Below are 15,634 nucleotides of genomic sequence, written 5' to 3' on the forward strand. Positions count from 1 at the left end.
TGCGTCCAATGCACGGAACTGCTGTAATCGTTCCCATGCTGCATGAGTACAGGTCACAGCCTCGCCTGTCACCGAACAGTAACGAAGAAGACATGGGACTGCTGCTGGCGCCCCGGCTCGCGTACTTCGCCGCCGTCGCCCGGCACGAGCACGTGACCCGCGCCGCCGCCGAGATGGGCGTGCCGCAGTCGACCCTCTCCCGGGCCGTGGTCCGGCTCGAAGAGGACCTCGGCGTCGCCCTGTTCGCCCGCCGCGGCCGCACGGTCTCCCTCACCCCCGCCGGCCGCCGCTTCCTCTCCTCCGCCGAACGCGCGCTCACCGAGGTCGAGCGGGCCGCCGACTCCGTACGGGCCGACGCCGACCCCACGGCCGGCCGGGTCGCCTTCGGCTTCCTGCACACCATGGGCTCCGAGACCGTGCCCGGGCTCATCCGCGCCTTCCGGGTCGACCACCCCAAGGTCCGCTTCACCCTGGTGCAGAACTACGGCGAGGCGATGATCGAACGGCTCCGGGCCGGCGACCTCGACCTGTGCCTCACCTCGCCCGTGCCGGACGCCCCCGACCTGGTCGCCCGCCGCCTGGACGAACAGCGGCTGCGGCTCGTCGTCCCCGACGACCACCGCCTCGCCTCCCGCAAGCGCATCCGCCTGGCCGAGGCCGCCGACGAGACCTTCGTGACGCTGGAACCCGGCTACGGACTCCGCCGCATCACCGACGACCTGTGCGCCCAGGCGGGCTTCACACCGCGGGTCGCCTTCGAGGGCGAGGAGGCCGAGACCCTGCGCGGACTGGTCGCCGCGGGCCTCGGCGTCGCCCTCCTCCCGCCGCCGGCCGTCGCCCGCCCCGGCGTCGTCGAACTGGGCGTGACCTCGCCGCGCGCGGTCCGCGAGATCGGCGTGGCCTGGCTCGACGGGCACCCGGACACCCCGCCCGTCGCGGCCTTCAAGAAGTTCCTGCTGAGCAAGCGGGGCAGCCTGCTGCCCGAGTGACTACCGGAGCGAGCGCCCGAAACCCGCCGCCAGCGGCATCCGCAGTCCCAACGGCGGCGGCGCGGCCATCGCGTCCGCGAGCGGCCGGCTCGGCGCGTGCCCGAACAGCGCCCAGAGCGCGAAGTCGGCTGCCAGGGCGTGGACTTCGTCGTGGTACTGGCGCAGTGCGTGCCCGTCCGCGTGCACCTCGAAGCGGCAGGTGTCCCGGTTCGACTTCTTGGCCCGCTCGGCGTAGCGGTAGGACAGCTCGGGGTCGGTCCGGGCGTCGTTCGTGCCGTGCACGATCAGCACCCTCCGGCCCACCAGTTGCCGCACGGGCTCCGGCTCGGCCGCCCGGTCGTCCTCCGGCAGCCACGGGGCGACCGCCAGCACCGCGGCCACCGCCGTGTGCCCCCCGGCGCGCAGTGCCGCCCGGGCGCCCATGCCGCGCCCGGCGAGGCACACCGGCACGTCCCCGTACCGCCGCACCGCCTCGGCCACCGCCCAGGAGGCGTCCGCCGCCAACTGCGCGTCCGTGCCGTTCCATCCGCGCCCCCGGTAGCGGACGACGTGCGCGACGAGCCCGTCCGACCGGCCGGCCCGCACCAACTGCCGTCCCAGCGGCAGCACCGTCGCGTGCGCCCGGACCGAGGCCCGCCGCCCCGACGCGGGCTCGCCGTCCGGAAGCAGCAGGACCACCCCGCCCGCCTCGGTCACCGGGTTCGTGGCTCCGACGGGCCGCCCGAGCCGGGGTCTCCGGGAGTCGCTCGGTCCCACAAGTGCGTAGTGCGCCATGACAGAACAGTCTCAGAAGCGGAGGTGTACACCACCCGTACGCGCGGTCTCTGTTACGTATCGTCGGCCGGGCGAACGCCCGCCTCTCCTATGCCCGTTCGAAGCAGTGCATCTCGCCGACCGTGACAAAGCCCTTCCGCGCGTACCAGTGCCGTGGCCAGTCGTCGGCCATGGCGGTGAGGAAGGTCGTGGTGCAGCCGGCGGTCGCGGCCAGACGGACGGCGGTGTCCAGGACGACTCCGGCGTGGCCCTGGCCGAGGTGGGTCCCGGCCGTGACGAGGTCCTCGATCTGGGCGACACCCGAGGCCGGGTCCATGTAGAGGTCCGCCCAGGAGGCGACCTCGCCGTACTCGTCGTGGGAGGCCAGGAAGCGGACGTCGTCGGCGCCGCGGCGGCGGGCCGCGCGGCGTTCCACCAGCGCGTGGACCGTGTCGGCGTCGGCGTCCGGCAGGAAACGCTTCCAGCTCTCGGCCACGGGGCCGCGCAGGGCCGGCAGGTCCACCTCGCGGGCGCCGCCGAGCTCCGGGACCGGGCCGGTGTGGCGCATGACGAGGACGGCGGTGCGGGTGTAGCCGGCCCGGGCGAGGGGACCGGAGCAGGCTTCCGCGACGGCCGTGTCCGGGACGTAGACGCTGCGGTGCGCCAGATGGGACATGGCCTCTTCGACCACGGCGGGCAGGGTCTCGGGGTCGGGCGCGCCGTCGACCAGGACGTTGTTGTTGCCGTGGGACAGTGCGAAGGTGTCGTCGAGCGCGGCGAAGCAGCCGGGGAATTCGACGGTCCGCTCGGCCTGCCGGCGGGTGAACGCGATCAGGAAGGCCTGGATCCGGCGCAGTTCGGGGTCGGCGTCGGACGCGTCCGATGGTGTGGTCATACCGGCAGGCTAGGTGCGCGCGGCCGGTGGCCGCACCGGAAATTCCGGCTGGCCGATCCGGCGCGACGGGGCGCGCTCTACGCGCGTAGGCGCTAGAGTGCGGAAATGACGAGCCAGATCCCCAGCACCCCCTCGGCGGACCAGATCCGTCGCGCCCCGAAGGTCCTGCTGCACGACCACCTCGACGGCGGTCTGCGCCCCGGCACGATCATCGAACTCGCCCGGACCCAGGGCTACGAGAGCCTCCCCGAGACCGAGCCCGACAAGCTCGGCATCTGGTTCCGCGAGGCCGCCGACTCCGGCTCCCTGGAGCGCTACCTGGAGACCTTCGCGCACACCTGCGCCGTCATGCAGACCCGCGAGGCCCTCGTCCGCGTCGCCGCCGAGTGCGCGGTCGACCTCGCCGAGGACGGCGTCGTCTACGCCGAGGTCCGCTACGCCCCCGAGCAGCACCTGGAGGCCGGTCTCACCCTCGAAGAGGTCGTCGAGGCCGTCAACGAGGGCTTCCGCGAGGGCGAGCGGCAGGCCCGGGCCAACGGGCACCGCATCCGGGTGGGCGCGCTGCTCACCGCGATGCGGCACGCCGCCCGCGCGCTGGAGATCGCCGAACTCGCCAACCGTTACCGCGACTCCGGTGTCGTCGGCTTCGACATCGCGGGCGCCGAGGCCGGCTTCCCGCCCACCCGTCACCTCGACGCCTTCGAGTACCTCAAGCGGGAGAACAACCACTTCACCATCCACGCCGGAGAGGCCTTCGGTCTGCCGTCGATCTGGCAGGCCCTCCAGTGGTGCGGCGCCGACCGGCTCGGTCACGGCGTGCGGATCATCGACGACATCGAGGTCGCCGACGACGGCTCGGTGGCCCTCGGCCGGCTCGCCGCGTACGTCCGGGACAAGCGCATCCCGCTGGAGATGTGCCCCACCTCGAACCTGCAGACCGGCGCCGCGGCCTCCTACGCGGAGCACCCCATCGGGCTGCTCCGCAAGCTGCACTTCCGTGCCACGGTCAACACCGACAACCGCCTGATGAGCGGCACCAGCATGAGCCGCGAATTCGAATTCCTGGTCGAGGCATTCGACTACACGCTCGACGACATGCAGTGGTTCACGGTCAATGCGATGAAATCAGCGTTCATTCCTTTCGATGAACGACTGGCGATGATCAATGACGTGATCAAGCCGGGGTATGCCGAGCTGAAGTCCGAATGGCTGTTCCAGCAGACGGCCACCACCAGCGACTCTTCTCCTCAGGCGGGCTGACCGGCCGCCTCGGGGGCGGGCAGCGCGGCGGCCGGGCGTGGCGCGCCCGGCCGCATTTCGGTGTTTGCGGTGCGCAACTTTGCTGGTTAGTTTGCGTAGCCACTCTGCATTCCCCGAATTCCCCATGTTCTCAGGGCCCTCCCGTGCCCCGAGACGCACCCGAGATTCCCGAGGAAGATTTTCTGATGAAGCAGTCTGCCGCCAAGACGCTCGGTGTCGCCGCGCTCGGTGCCGCTTTCGCCGCTGCCGCCGCCGGAACGGCCGCCGCCGCCCCGGCCTCGCTGCCGGTCGGCACCGACGCGCTGGGTCTGGTCACCAGCGTCGCGCCGCTGGGCGACGGCGTCACCGAGCTCCCCGACGGTGCGGCCGAGGCCCTCGGTGGCGGCGAGACCGCCCTCGGCTCCGGTGTCGAGCAGGGTGTGAACGCCCTGCCGGGTGCGGTCGAGCAGGCCGACAACCTCCCGGGCGAGCTGCAGAAGCAGGCCCAGGACCTGCCGCTCGAAGGCGCGCAGAGCGGCCTCGCGGCCACCCCGCTCGGCGCGGCCGGCGGCCTCCTCGGCGGCCTGCCGGTGGGCTCCGTGCTCGGCGGCGGCCTGGGCGGCGGCCTGCCGCTCTGAGGCGCCCCGCGCACAACACGCCCGAGGGCGCCCCTCCCATGACCGGGAGGGGCGCCCTCGGGCTTGTGTGCGGACGTACCGGGTACGCGCGTCGGCTACCAGGCCGGGCTCGGCGACTTCTCCGCCGGCAGCAGCACCCACAGCGCCAGGTAGAGCAGGAACTGCGGGCCGGGCAGCAGGCACGAGGCCAGGAAGATCACGCGCATCGTCCAGGCGGAGATGCCGAAGCGCCGGGCCAGCGCCGCGCACACTCCGCCGATCACGCGTCCGTCACGAGGGCGGGTCAGTGCGGCCATGGTGGGCTCCTTCGGAGTCTCGCGGGGGCCGTCCGTCCGGCCCCCGATCTGCCTCCATCCTGGCCCGCGGTGCCGGACAAAACGTCGGTCTACGGGGCGATCCCGACCCTGGGAATCGTCGGGGTCGCCCCCTGAGAGCCCCGCTCCCTCCTCCTCCTGCCGGAGGAGGACCCGAGGGAGGCGCCGGCCGCGGAGCCGTGTGAGGGACCCGACCCCCGCGAGGGCCCGGAAGCCGGCCCGCGGGAGGCGCCCGCCGCACCGGCGCGGCGCAGCCGTGCCCGTGCGGCCGGGACGACCAGGACGTGCGCCAGCGCCACGCCCACCGTGTTCAGCAGGAGCGAGTCCACGTCCACGACCTGTCCGGGCACGGCCGTCTGCAGCAGTTCGACCGCCAGCGACACCAGCGCGCCCGCCGCCGTCGTCCGGGTCAGGGACGCCCACGGCGAGACGGTGAGCCGGCCGTCGGACATCGGGAGCAGCACCCCGAGCGGGGCCAGGAGGAGCAGCCCGCCGCCGATCCGCCGGACGGCCTCGGCCGGGCCGAGCGCCAGGTCGCCCCTGATCCCGGCCAGCGGGGTCAGGTTGGGCGCGGTCACCCAGGCCACGTCGCGTGGGCGGAGCGTCACCCAGGCCACGAGCAGCAGATGGGCGAGGAGGAGGACGAACCCCGCCACGCGTACGACCACGGCGACACTGTCGCCGGAACTGCCCGAACCGCCCGAACCTTGACGCTGCACGCCCCCCAAGACGCGATGTCCGGCGGAATCGGTTCCGCCGCGCGCCCCACGGGCTTCACGACCGGCCCTGCGGAAGGTTTACGGGGTGGTCAGGACGCCGTGGCCGGTGTCGACGGGACCGCCGACTCCGGACGCTCCTTCAGCTCCCGCGGGCAGCTGTAGCGCCGCGGCGCGTACGTGCCGGGGCCGCCCAGGACCACCGAGTCGCCGCCGGTGCCGGAGGCGCCCGCCGCGCTCTCCGCGAACGTGCACACGATCTGCGCGAGCGCGGTCGGAGGCAGGTCCTCCGGCTGGCGGCTGAGCCGCAGCGTGCCCGCCGGGTCGTCCTTGTGGCCGGCCTTCACCACGAGCGGGCCCTTCACCGCGGTGGTGAAACCGGCCTGGCGCTCCTCGTCCGACGGCTCGCTCTCCAGCTGGGCGAGCAGCGCCGAGGCGGTGCGGACCGGATCGCCCGAGACCTTCTCCTCCGGCAGCGGCGACCGGCGGTCCACCGCCTCCAGTTGGGCCCCGCACAGCAGGTACACCCGCAGCGGCACTCCCTGCGCCGCGGGCTCGTCCGCGGCGCCCGTGACGCTGCACGGCACCCGCGAGGGCGCCGCGCCCGCGTCCACCGGCACCGAGGTCGTCCTGATGCCGCAGCCGGTGACCAGTCCGGCGGCCAGGGTCGCGCCCAGGGCGAGCAGGGCACCCGTACGCCGACGTCTCAACTCTCCTCCACCTCGCCCTGGCTGCTGCGGGTCTGCAGTTCCCGCGCGATCCCCGAAGCGTCCCGGGGCAGTCGCAGCACGAACACCGCGCCGTCCACCCGGCCCTCGTCGTCCGTCGAGTTGGCGGCCGTGATCGAACCGCCGTGGATCAGGGCGTTCTCCATGGCGATCGACAGACCCAGACCGCTGCCGTCCGACCGCGGCCGGGAGGCGCTCGCCTTGTAGAAGCGGTCGAAGACGTGCGGCAGGACCTCGACGGGGATGCCGGGGCCGTGGTCCCGCACCGCGATCACCAGCTCCTCCGCGGTCTCGCCGGTCTTCTCGTCCTCGGTCCGCTCGGTCCGCACCGACACCCGCACCGGCGAGCCGCCGTGCTTGAGGGCGTTGCCGATCAGATTGGCGAGGATCACGTCGAGGCGGCGCGGGTCGAGCCGGGACACGACGCCGCGCTCGGCGTCCAGGTCCACCGCGTCGAGCCAGGCCCGCGCGTCGATGCAGGCGGTGATCTGGTCGGCGATGTCGACGTCGTCGAGGACCAGCCGGGCGGTGCCCGCGTCGAAGCGGGTCACCTCCATCAGGTTCTCCACCAGGTCGTTGAGGCGCCGCGTCTCGCTGACGACCAGCGCGACGGCCGGCGCGATCATCGGGTCGAGCGTGTCCTGCTCGTCCTCCAGGACCTCCGTCACGGCGGTCAGCGCGGTCAGCGGCGTGCGCAGCTCGTGCGACATGTCGGCGACGAAGCGGGCGCTCGCCTCCTCCCGCGCGCTCATGTCCGCGACCTTCTTCTGGAGCGACTCCGCCGCGCTGTTGAACGTACGGGAGAGGTCGGCCAGTTCGTCGTTGCCGGAGACCCGCAGGCGGGTGTCCAGCTTGCCCTCGCCGAGCTGCCGGGCGGCCTCCCCGAGCCGGTGCACGGGACGCAGCACGGTCGTCGCCGCGACCTGGGCGAGCAGTACCGAGCCGATCACGGCGAGGCCGGTGGCGATGCCGAGGGACCAGGCCAGCGAGTTCAGGTCGGCCTTCTCCGCGGCGAGCGACTTGAACATGTAGCCGGTCGGCCCGCCGCCGTCGATCTTCGTCCCGCCGACCAGGTACGGCGTCGAGCCACGCTGGGTCCGCTGCCAGAACAGGTGGTACGGGTAGGCGTTGGCCTCCGAGACCGGCCGCTTCGTCTCCACCGCCGTCTGCAGCGACCGCGGCACGTCCGTGAGCGTGAACCTGTCAGGATCCGAGGCGCCCACGATCGGCTTGCCCGCGTCCCGCTCACCGATCAGCAGCACGCTGTAGCCGGCGCTGCCGCTCGCCATCTGCTCGGCGGTGCGCCGCAGCTCGTCCTCGGTGGGCCGCAGCGGCAGGGACGCCGCCCGGTTCTGCATCTCCTGGCGGAAGTCGTTGAGGGCGCTGTCCTGGGTGCGCTTGAGCACGGCCTCGCGGTTGAGCCAGTACGCGATGCCGGAGGCCGACACGGCCGCGGTGAGCGCGACCAGGGCGAAGACGACGACGAGCCGGAGGCGCAGGCTGGTGAACCTGAGCACCGAGATGATCCCTTTGCTCACGCAGGGACGTCCAGCCGGTAGCCCACACCTCGTACGGTACGGATCAGGGTCGGCGAGGACGGCACGTCCTCCACCTTGGCGCGCAGCCGCTGCACGCAGGCGTCGACGAGCCGCGAGTCGCCCAGGTAGTCGTGCTCCCACACGAGCCGCAGCAACTGCTGGCGCGACAGGGCCTGTCCGGGCCGCCGGCTCAGCTCCAGGAGCAGCCGCAGCTCGGTCGGCGTGAGCTGCAGGTCCTCGCCGTTCTTCGTCACGGTCATCGCCGAGCGGTCGATCACCAGCGAGCCGAAGGTGGCGGAGTCGGTGGACTCCCGCTCGCCGCGCCGCAGCACGGCACGGATCCGGGCGTCGAGCACCCGGCCCTGCACCGGCTTCACCACGTAGTCGTCGGCACCGGACTCCAGGCCCACGACCACGTCGATGTCGTCGCTGCGGGCCGTGAGCAGGATGATCGGCAACTGGTCCGTGCGCCGGATGCGGCGGCACACCTCGAAACCGTCGATGCCGGGCAGCATCACGTCCAGCACGACCAGGTCGGGCCGCTGTTCCTTCAGCAGCTTCAGACCGTCCTCTCCCGTCGCCGCGGTGGCCACACGGTGGCCCTGGCGGGACAGCGAGAGTTCGAGGGCCGTGCGGATGGCGTCGTCGTCCTCGATCAGCAACAGGAAAGGCACGGCCTCATTCTGTCGCATGCGGCCGTCCGAGTTCGACCGTCCGGCCGGTCCTCCCTTCCCGACCCGACCGACCCCCCGCCTGTGACACGGCTGTGACAGTCGGCGGACACCGCGATGAAGTCGGCCGGGCAGGCTTTTCGACATCAAGGACCTACGGACTCCAACCGACGGGGGGCGCGAGATGAACGCACTGCACAGCACCACCTCAAGCGCAGTTGTCACGCGCCTCCACGACGTCACGCGGAGCACCGAGAAGTCCGGCGCGGTGAACGGGCGGGGGTGCGTTCGCAGCGTCGGGCGTCAGCACAAGGCGCCGTACATGGTCGCCGTGGCTGACGGGGGAGCGGCGTACGGGGAGGTCACGGGGGAGCGTTCCTGCTCGGAGGCCGAGTTCACGGCCTACGTCCAGGAGCGCCGGGCCTCCCTGTACGCCACCGCCTACCACCTGACCGGTGACCGTTTCGAGGCCGAGGACCTGCTCCAGAGCGCGCTGTTCTCCACGTACCGCGCCTGGGACCGGATCAGCGACAAGGCCGCGGTCGGCGGCTACCTGCGCCGCACGATGACGAACCTGCACATCAGCGCCTGGCGGCGGCGCAAGCTCAACGAGTACCCGACCGAGGAGCTCCCGGAGACGGTGGGCGAGACGGACGCGATGCGCGGCACCGAACTGCGCGCGGTCCTCTGGCAGGCGCTGGCCCGTCTGCCCGAGCTCCAGCGCACGATGCTGGTCCTGCGCTACTACGAGGGCCGGACCGACCCGGAGATCGCGGAGATCCTGGACATCAGTGTCGGCACGGTGAAGTCGAGCATCTGGCGCTCGCTGCGGCGACTGCGCGAGGACGAGGTGCTGAGCTTCGGCCGTGACGAGGAGGAGTCCTTCGGCGAGCTGGTGGCCTGAAGGCGAGGGGGGAACACGGGGGGTCCCACGGGGGACACGGGGCCCCACGGGGGAAACACGGGGGCCGTACGGGGGTACGGGGGAACACCGGCGAGGGCCGGGCAGGATCGGGGATCCTGTCCGGCCCTCGGCGTGTCCGGGGTCGGGTCGAGGCCGGCGCCCGGGGCGGTCGGCCACCAGGGCACGGCCGGGCGCCGGGTCCGTGCGTCAGCGGGTCGCCGGCGTGCGGCGGCGGCCGGCCGCCGCGGCGGCGAGGCGGCCCAGGGCCTCGTCCCTGGCGCAGGGATGGGCGCCCAGGGCGGTCTGGCGGGCGACGATCGACCGCTCGGCCCGCATCAGGCGCCAGCCGCGGCGCAGCAGGAACGGCACCGACTTGCGGCCCTCCTTGAGGTCACGCAGCAGCCGGCGGCGGAAGGTCGTCGAGGGACGGCCGCGCAGGCACAGCGCGTCGGCGAGGACGCCGAGCTCACGGCAGCGCTCCACGATGTCGGCGGCGAAGATGCCCTCCGCGACGAACAGCGGGGTCCGCTCGATGTCGAGCGCCTCGCGGCCCACCCGCGCGCTGGTGGCGATGTCGTACACGGGCACGTGGGTCCGTCCCGTGCGGCACAGCTCGACGACGGCGGCGACGGCGGCGTCCGCGTCCCAGGAGAGCGGGGAGTCCCAGTCGATGTCCGAGCTGCCCTCGACGGTGGGCAGGGACGGGTCGTCGGCCTCCTTGTAGAAGTCGTCGAGGCGCAGGACCGGCAGACCGGTGCGGGCGGCGAGGGACGACTTGCCGGAGCCGGAAGGGCCCGCGAGCAGGACGACCCGGGTCGGGATCGGTTGGGAACTCACGGGACACCAGTGTGAACCATTCCCCCGTAAAGGGGATCCCCGAGGTGACCCGTTGGTATCGAGCATCACACCTCCGCTACCGTCTGTGGGCGCCCGATCACCCCCCGAAGCCGTTGGAAGGATCTCCATGGCGCGTCACGCACAGTCCCGGACCCCCCGTCGCAGCACCCTGCTGAAGGCGGGGCTCACCGTCACGGCGGCCGGCGCCGCCCTGCTCGGCGCGGGCGCCGCGGCGCAGGCCGCCGACGGGGTGGGGGTGCCGCTGCCGGCCGACTCGCTGACCCAGGTGGACGGCGCCGCCGCCCTGGAGGGCGTCGGCCACGGCGTCGCGCCGCTGACGCAGCTCCAGATCGACCCGCTGGCCAACACCGGCGTGGACCCGCTCGACAACGGACTCGGCACGCAGGTCGCCGACTTCAAGCCGGTCGGCACGAACCTGGTGACCGACCACGTCACCAAGGGCGGCGCGCTGGCCGACCTGCCGGTGGCGGGGCCGCTGGCGCAGGGGCTGCTGCCGTAGCCGGTTCCCGCGGGGCATGACGGTAGGCCCCCGGCCGGACGGACGCCGGGGGCCTACCGCTGGGGCGCCTCAGTACGAGGAGCCGCTCGCGCCCAGCGAACCCGTCGGGTGCCAGACGGTCTTCGTCTCCAGGAACGCGGTCATGCGGTCCGTGCCCGGGGACTCGGTGAAGTCCTCCGTGCGCGGGCGCAGGACGCGCTTCAGGTTGTCCGCCGCGGCGATCTCCAGGTCGCGGGCCAGTTCGGCGTCCGCGCCCGTCAGGTCGATCGCGTTGACGTCGAGGTGGGCCGCCAGGTGCGGGCCCATCTCGGCGGCCTTGCCGGACAGGATGTTGACCACGCCACCGGGCAGGTCGGAGGTGGCGAGCACCTCGCCGAGCGAGAGGGCCGGGAGGGGGGACTTCTCGCTCGCGATGACGACGGCGGTGTTGCCGGTCGCGATGACCGGGGCGATCACCGAGACCAGGCCCAGGAAGGACGAGTCCTGCGGGGCCACGACCGTGACGACACCCGTGGGCTCCGGGGTCGACAGGTTGAAGTACGGGCCGGCGACAGGGTTGGCACCGCCGACGACCTGGGCGATCTTGTCGGTCCAGCCCGCGTACCAGACCCAGCGGTCGATCGCCGCGTCCACGACCACCGCCGCCTTCGACTTCGACAGGCCCTCGGCCTCGCCGACCTCGCGGACGAACTGGTCCCGGCGACCCTCCAGCATCTCGGCGACGCGGTAGAGGACCTGGCCGCGGTTGTACGCGGTCGCGCCCGCCCAGCCGCCGAAGGCCTTGCGCGCCGCGACGACCGCGTCCCGCGCGTCCTTGCGGGAGGACAGCGGAGCGTTGGCCAGCCACTTGCCCTTGCCCGCCGCGTCAGCGGCCGATGCCTTCGTCGTCACCTCGTACACCCGGCCGCTCTCGGAGCGGGGGAACTTTCCCCCGATGTACAGCTTGTATGTCTTCTGGACGCTCAGACGCTGCTCTGACTTCTCAGACATCGAGGTAGGCCTCCAGACCGTGACGGCCGCCCTCGCGGCCGAAGCCCGACTCCTTGTAGCCGCCGAAGGGCGAGGTCGGGTCGAACTTGTTGAACGTGTTGGCCCACACGACGCCGGCCCGGAGCTTGTTGGCGACCGCGAGGATGCGGGAGCCCTTCTCCGTCCAGATGCCCGCCGACAGGCCGTACTGGCTGTTGTTGGCCTTGGCGACGGCCTCGTCCGGCGTACGGAAGGTCAGCACCGACAGGACCGGGCCGAAGATCTCGTCGCGGGCGACGGTGTGCGCCTGGGTGACGTTCGTGAAGAGCGTCGGGGCGAACCAGTAGCCGGCGGTCGGGATCTCGCAGGCGGCCGACCAGCGCTCGGCGCCCTCCGCCTCACCCTGCTCGACGAGCGAGGTGATCCGGGCCAGCTGCTCCTCGGAGTTGATGGCGCCGATGTCGGTGTTCTTGTCGAGCGGGTCGCCCAGGCGCAGGGTGCTCAGGCGGCGCTTGAGCGAGTCGAGCAGCTCGTCGTGGACCGACTCCTGCACCAGCAGGCGGGAGCCCGCGCAGCAGACCTGGCCCTGGTTGAAGAAGATGCCGTTGACGATGCCCTCGACGGCCTGGTCGATCGGCGCGTCGTCGAAGACGATGTTGGCGCCCTTGCCGCCCAGCTCCAGGGTGAGCTTCTTGTCCGTGCCGGCCACGGACTTGGCGATGGCGCGGCCGACCGCGGTCGAGCCGGTGAAGGCGACCTTGTTGACGTCCGGGTGCTCGACGAGGGCCGCGCCCGTGGCGCCGTAGCCGGGGAGGATGTTGACGACGCCCCTGGGCAGACCCGCCTGGCGGCAGATGTCCGCGAAGAACAGGGCGGAGAGCGGTGTGGTCTCGGCCGGCTTCAGGACGACCGTGTTGCCGGTCGCGAGCGCCGGGGCGATCTTCCACGCCAGCATCAGAAGCGGGAAGTTCCAGGGGATCACCTGGCCGGCCACGCCCAGCGGGCGCGGGTTCGCGCCGTACCCCGCGTGGTCGAGCTTGTCGGCCCAGCCCGCGTAGTAGAAGAAGTGGGCGGCGACCAGGGGGAGGTCCGCGTCGCGGGTCTCCTTGATCGGCTTGCCGTTGTCCAGGGTCTCCAGGACGGCCAGCTCGCGGCTGCGCTCCTGGATGATCCGGGCGATCCGGAACAGGTACTTGGCGCGCTCGGAGCCGGGCAGCGCCGACCACTTCTCGAACGCCTTCCGGGCCGCCTTCACCGCGCGGTCCACGTCCTCGGTGCCCGCCTGGGCGATCTCGGAGAGGACTTCCTCGGTGGAGGGGGAGACGGTCTTGAAGACCTTGCCGTCCGCGGCCTCGACGAACTCGCCGTCGATGAACAGGCCGTAGGAGGGGGCGATGTCGACGACGGACCGGGACTCGGGCGCCGGTGCGTACTCGAATACAGATGCCATGTTGATCAGTCCACCGTCACGTAATCGGGGCCGGAGTAGTGGCCGGTCGCCAGCTTCTGACGCTGCATCAGCAGGTCGTTGAGCAGGCTGGAGGCACCGAACCGGAACCAGTGGTTGTCCAGCCAGTCCGCGCCGGCGGTCTCGTTGACCAGGACCAGGAACTTGATGGCTTCCTTCGTGTTGCGGATGCCGCCGGCCGGCTTCACACCGATCTGCACGCCGGTCTGGGCGCGGAAGTCGCGCACGGCCTCCAGCATCAGGAGCGTGTTGGCGGGGGTGGCGTTGACCGCGACCTTGCCGGTCGAGGTCTTGATGAAGTCCGCGCCGGCCATCATCCCGAGCCAGGAGGCGCGGCGGATGTTGTCGTACGTGGACAGCTCGCCCGTCTCGAAGATCACCTTCAGCCGGGCGCGGTCGCCGCACTCGGCCTTGATGGCGGCGATCTGCTCGTACACCTCCAGGTAGCGGCCGGCGAGGAAGGCGCCACGGTCGATGACCATGTCGATCTCGTCGGCGCCGGCGGCGATGGCGTCGGCCGTGTCGGCGATCTTCACCGGCAGGGCGGCGCGCCCGGCGGGGAAGGCGGTGGCGACGGAGGCGACCTTGACGTCGGAGCCCTTCAGGGCGGCCTTGGCGGTGGCCACCATGTCGGGGTAGACGCAGACGGCGGCGGTCGTCGGGGTCGTGCGGTCGGTGGGATCGGGGTTGACGGCCTTGGCGGCGAGCGCCCGGACCTTGCCCGGGGTGTCCGCGCCTTCGAGCGTCGTCAGGTCGATCATCGAGATGGCCAGGTCGATGGCATAGGCCTTGGCCGTGGTCTTGATCGATCGTGTACCGAGGGACGCGGCGCGCGCCTCCAGGCCGACGGCGTCGACGCCGGGCAGCCCGTGGAGGAAGCGGCGCAGCGTGCTGTCGGACGCGGTCACGTCGGCGAAAGTAGTTGCTGCGTTTGCAGTGGTGGGCATGGTCACCAGTCGAGCATATCTACGCGCGTAGCGGCGTGTACAGGGGGCCGCTCGTCCGAGCGTGCGAAAGCGCAGGTGGGTGCGGGGGAGAGGTGGGGCGGGTGAGTCCTGTCACATGCCTGTGACATGGAGCGGACAAGTCCAGAACCCAAGATCAATAACGTTTCTCCTGCAGCCAGCCAGAACTCACCGGCCCCAACCGAACGAGATGTCAGCGGCATGCGGCTCTCCCATCCACCTTGACTGTCTTCAGGAGTCGTTATGCGCACCGCCCTTCGCACCGCCGTCGCCACCGCCCTCCTCGCGGGCCTCGCGATCACCCCGGCCGTCGCCGCCGGATCCGCCTTCGCGGCGGACGGCCCCGCTGCCACCGCGGAGGGCACGACCACGGGCGACTTCGTTCAGCGCAACTTCCCCGACGGCACCTACGCGAAGGTGTACAAGCTCGGTGCCGCGGCCTACCGCGCCGAGATCTTCGGCAAGGACTCCGGCATCGGCACGCTGGAGACCGCCAACCGTCCGGCGGCCCTCGACGACGCCGGCAGCTACTTCGTTCTCACCAACGAAGGCGAGATGTACCACTGGCGCGGATACCGCGTCACCGGGGCCAAGCCCGGCGTCTACCAGCTGGCCGACGGCACCCTCCTGGAGCTCGGCAAGAACCCGAAGGACGGGCGCCCGGGGCTGCAGAAGATCGACCGCGTGACGGGCAAGGGCAGCGGCTTCAGCTACCTGTACGCCACCAACTCGGTCTGGTACTTCGGCTCCGGCTTGGTCGTCCTGGGCGCGGACGGCGCGTTCGCCGCGTACGACCCCTTCACCGAGCGGCAGGGCGCCCCGGTCCACGTCAGCGCCGAGCCCAAGCCGCAGCCCCAGCCGCCGGCCGAGATCATCAGCGGCCCCACCACCATCGGCGAGTGCACCGTCACCGAGGTCATCGCCTCGTCCTACGGCAACGGCTGGACCGTCACCCTCACCAACGACCTGACGAAGGGCCCCGAGGCCGTCCTCAAGGACGGCAAGGGCAAGGCCCTGTCCACGATCGACCGTGCCCACCCGTTCGACTCCGTCAACGGCATGAAGATCGAGCGCGCCGACACCCGCACGCCGCGCTTCGGGCAGCACACCAACGGCGGCGACACCGCGCCGTACCGCTGGAACGACTTCCCGAAGCTCCCGAAGGACTGCGGGAAGAAGCCCGCCGCCACGCCCACGACTCCGGCGACGAGCGCCCCGCAGACCGGTACCCAGGGCGGCCAGACCAGCGTCGTCCCCAAGGGCGGGGTCGCCGCCGGCGCGGAGCTCGGCACCGTCGAGCAGGCCAACGACACCGCGCTGTTCGCCTCCTCCGCGGGCGCCGCCGCTGTCGTCGCCGCCGGCCTCGGCTTCGCCGCCATGCGCCGCCGCGCCGCCGACCGCGCCTGACCCGAGCACACCCCCCGCGGCACACACCCCTGACAGCGCCGCACTTCCCCCGGCGGGCCGCCCTCCTCCTCGGCGGCCCGCCG

17 protein-coding genes are annotated in these 15,634 nt (G+C 72.2%); 6 read left to right on the forward strand and 11 right to left on the reverse strand.

Annotated features, from left to right (window positions below; translation table 11 throughout):
- The first annotated feature begins 35 nt into the window (after positions 1 to 35).
- Positions 36 to 989 carry a LysR family transcriptional regulator gene (locus AB0M16_RS02570; RefSeq protein WP_365337861.1) on the forward strand — a complete coding sequence of 318 codons (954 nt, stop codon included), beginning with the start codon at positions 36 to 38 and terminating at the stop codon, positions 987 to 989.
- Here AB0M16_RS02570 and AB0M16_RS02575 read toward each other — a convergent pair whose 3' ends face one another.
- Both AB0M16_RS02575 and AB0M16_RS02580 read right to left on the reverse strand, forming a co-directional pair.
- Positions 990 to 1,763 carry an alpha/beta hydrolase gene (locus AB0M16_RS02575; protein ID WP_365337863.1) on the reverse strand — a complete coding sequence of 258 codons (774 nt, stop codon included), beginning with the start codon at positions 1,761 to 1,763 and terminating at the stop codon, positions 990 to 992.
- A gap of 88 nt (positions 1,764 to 1,851) precedes the next feature.
- A complete protein-coding gene (locus AB0M16_RS02580) occupies positions 1,852 to 2,637 on the reverse strand; it encodes a GNAT family N-acetyltransferase (RefSeq protein WP_365337865.1) in 786 nt (261 codons plus the stop codon).
- Between the two features lie 105 nt (positions 2,638 to 2,742).
- Here AB0M16_RS02580 and AB0M16_RS02585 point away from each other — a divergent pair, with 105 nt between their 5' ends.
- Together AB0M16_RS02585 and AB0M16_RS02590 are read left to right on the forward strand one after the other, a co-directional pair.
- Positions 2,743 to 3,897, forward strand: coding sequence for an adenosine deaminase (locus tag AB0M16_RS02585; RefSeq protein ID WP_365337867.1), 1,155 nt, complete (start codon positions 2,743 to 2,745; stop codon positions 3,895 to 3,897).
- A 185-nt stretch (positions 3,898 to 4,082) separates the two neighbouring features.
- The gene (locus tag AB0M16_RS02590) at positions 4,083 to 4,514 is read left to right on the forward strand and encodes a hypothetical protein (RefSeq protein ID WP_365337868.1); all 432 of its coding nucleotides are present in this window, start codon (positions 4,083 to 4,085) and stop codon (positions 4,512 to 4,514) included.
- Between the two features lie 95 nt (positions 4,515 to 4,609).
- On the opposite strand, the gene AB0M16_RS02595 is transcribed toward AB0M16_RS02590, so the two are convergent.
- The 5 genes from AB0M16_RS02595 to afsQ1 all read right to left on the reverse strand — a co-directional run bounded on the left by AB0M16_RS02595 (position 4,610) and on the right by afsQ1 (position 8,484).
- Positions 4,610 to 4,810, reverse strand: a complete 201-nt coding sequence (locus AB0M16_RS02595) for a PspC domain-containing protein (protein WP_365337870.1) — start codon at positions 4,808 to 4,810, stop codon at positions 4,610 to 4,612.
- An 89-nt stretch (positions 4,811 to 4,899) separates the two neighbouring features.
- The gene (locus AB0M16_RS02600) at positions 4,900 to 5,496 is read right to left on the reverse strand and encodes a VanZ family protein (RefSeq protein ID WP_365337872.1); all 597 of its coding nucleotides are present in this window, start codon (positions 5,494 to 5,496) and stop codon (positions 4,900 to 4,902) included.
- A gap of 140 nt (positions 5,497 to 5,636) precedes the next feature.
- Entirely contained in the window at positions 5,637 to 6,254 is a 618-nt protein-coding gene (locus AB0M16_RS02605) for a hypothetical protein (protein ID WP_365337874.1), read from the reverse strand.
- The gene (locus AB0M16_RS02610; RefSeq protein ID WP_365337876.1) at positions 6,251 to 7,810 is read right to left on the reverse strand and encodes a HAMP domain-containing sensor histidine kinase; all 1,560 of its coding nucleotides are present in this window, start codon (positions 7,808 to 7,810) and stop codon (positions 6,251 to 6,253) included. Before AB0M16_RS02610 ends, AB0M16_RS02605 begins: the two co-directional genes overlap by 4 nt.
- The gene (afsQ1, locus tag AB0M16_RS02615) at positions 7,807 to 8,484 is read right to left on the reverse strand and encodes a two-component system response regulator AfsQ1 (protein ID WP_181019089.1); all 678 of its coding nucleotides are present in this window, start codon (positions 8,482 to 8,484) and stop codon (positions 7,807 to 7,809) included. The genes AB0M16_RS02610 and afsQ1 overlap by 4 nt, the downstream gene beginning before the upstream one ends.
- A 181-nt stretch (positions 8,485 to 8,665) precedes the next feature.
- Here afsQ1 and AB0M16_RS02620 point away from each other — a divergent pair, with 181 nt between their 5' ends.
- Entirely contained in the window at positions 8,666 to 9,385 is a 720-nt protein-coding gene (locus tag AB0M16_RS02620; RefSeq protein ID WP_365337878.1) for a SigE family RNA polymerase sigma factor, read from the forward strand.
- A gap of 207 nt (positions 9,386 to 9,592) precedes the next feature.
- Here the strand turns inward: AB0M16_RS02620 and AB0M16_RS02625 are convergent, their stop codons facing one another.
- Positions 9,593 to 10,288 (reverse strand): uridine kinase, encoded by a 696-nt coding sequence (locus AB0M16_RS02625; protein WP_365337880.1) that lies wholly within the window; start codon positions 10,286 to 10,288, stop codon positions 9,593 to 9,595.
- 61 nt (positions 10,289 to 10,349) lie between these two features.
- Between AB0M16_RS02625 and AB0M16_RS02630 the strand changes: the two genes are divergently transcribed.
- The gene (locus AB0M16_RS02630; RefSeq protein WP_365337882.1) at positions 10,350 to 10,742 is read left to right on the forward strand and encodes a hypothetical protein; all 393 of its coding nucleotides are present in this window, start codon (positions 10,350 to 10,352) and stop codon (positions 10,740 to 10,742) included.
- Positions 10,743 to 10,811: 69 nt separating this feature from the next.
- Here the strand turns inward: AB0M16_RS02630 and AB0M16_RS02635 are convergent, their stop codons facing one another.
- From AB0M16_RS02635 to deoC, 3 genes are read right to left on the reverse strand one after another with little or no spacing between them, the layout of a single operon-like run.
- On the reverse strand, positions 10,812 to 11,732 hold the full coding sequence (locus AB0M16_RS02635) for an aldehyde dehydrogenase family protein (protein ID WP_365337884.1): 921 nt from the start codon (positions 11,730 to 11,732) through the stop codon (positions 10,812 to 10,814).
- Complete coding sequence (locus AB0M16_RS02640; protein ID WP_365337886.1) at positions 11,725 to 13,161, reverse strand: aldehyde dehydrogenase family protein; 1,437 nt, start codon at positions 13,159 to 13,161, stop codon at positions 11,725 to 11,727. Before AB0M16_RS02640 ends, AB0M16_RS02635 begins: the two co-directional genes overlap by 8 nt.
- A gap of 5 nt (positions 13,162 to 13,166) precedes the next feature.
- Complete coding sequence (deoC, locus tag AB0M16_RS02645; RefSeq protein ID WP_365337887.1) at positions 13,167 to 14,126, reverse strand: deoxyribose-phosphate aldolase; 960 nt, start codon at positions 14,124 to 14,126, stop codon at positions 13,167 to 13,169.
- Between the two features lie 261 nt (positions 14,127 to 14,387).
- On the opposite strand from deoC, the gene AB0M16_RS02650 reads away from it, so the two are divergent.
- A complete protein-coding gene (locus AB0M16_RS02650; protein ID WP_365337889.1) occupies positions 14,388 to 15,551 on the forward strand; it encodes a hypothetical protein in 1,164 nt (387 codons plus the stop codon).
- Positions 15,552 to 15,634: the final 83 nt, after the last annotated feature.

This window comes from Streptomyces sp. NPDC051921 (genome assembly GCF_040680975.1).
GTDB lineage: Bacteria > Actinomycetota > Actinomycetes > Streptomycetales > Streptomycetaceae > Streptomyces.

What these genes read in the sequence shown, in the direction of transcription:
- AB0M16_RS02570 (WP_365337861.1), top strand. Translation starts at nt 36, where the DNA reads ATGCTGCATGAGTACAGGTCACAGCCTCGCCTGTCACCGAACAGTAAC.
- AB0M16_RS02575 (WP_365337863.1), bottom strand. Translation starts at nt 1,763, where the DNA reads ATGGCGCACTACGCACTTGTGGGACCGAGCGACTCCCGGAGACCCCGG.
- AB0M16_RS02580 (WP_365337865.1), bottom strand. Translation starts at nt 2,637, where the DNA reads ATGACCACACCATCGGACGCGTCCGACGCCGACCCCGAACTGCGCCGG.
- AB0M16_RS02585 (WP_365337867.1), top strand. Translation starts at nt 2,743, where the DNA reads ATGACGAGCCAGATCCCCAGCACCCCCTCGGCGGACCAGATCCGTCGC.
- AB0M16_RS02590 (WP_365337868.1), top strand. Translation starts at nt 4,083, where the DNA reads ATGAAGCAGTCTGCCGCCAAGACGCTCGGTGTCGCCGCGCTCGGTGCC.
- AB0M16_RS02595 (WP_365337870.1), bottom strand. Translation starts at nt 4,810, where the DNA reads ATGGCCGCACTGACCCGCCCTCGTGACGGACGCGTGATCGGCGGAGTG.
- AB0M16_RS02620 (WP_365337878.1), top strand. Translation starts at nt 8,666, where the DNA reads ATGAACGCACTGCACAGCACCACCTCAAGCGCAGTTGTCACGCGCCTC.
- AB0M16_RS02625 (WP_365337880.1), bottom strand. Translation starts at nt 10,288, where the DNA reads ATGCTCGATACCAACGGGTCACCTCGGGGATCCCCTTTACGGGGGAAT.
- AB0M16_RS02630 (WP_365337882.1), top strand. Translation starts at nt 10,350, where the DNA reads ATGGCGCGTCACGCACAGTCCCGGACCCCCCGTCGCAGCACCCTGCTG.
- AB0M16_RS02635 (WP_365337884.1), bottom strand. Translation starts at nt 11,732, where the DNA reads ATGTCTGAGAAGTCAGAGCAGCGTCTGAGCGTCCAGAAGACATACAAG.
- AB0M16_RS02640 (WP_365337886.1), bottom strand. Translation starts at nt 13,161, where the DNA reads ATGGCATCTGTATTCGAGTACGCACCGGCGCCCGAGTCCCGGTCCGTC.
- deoC (WP_365337887.1), bottom strand. Translation starts at nt 14,126, where the DNA reads ATGCCCACCACTGCAAACGCAGCAACTACTTTCGCCGACGTGACCGCG.
- AB0M16_RS02650 (WP_365337889.1), top strand. Translation starts at nt 14,388, where the DNA reads ATGCGCACCGCCCTTCGCACCGCCGTCGCCACCGCCCTCCTCGCGGGC.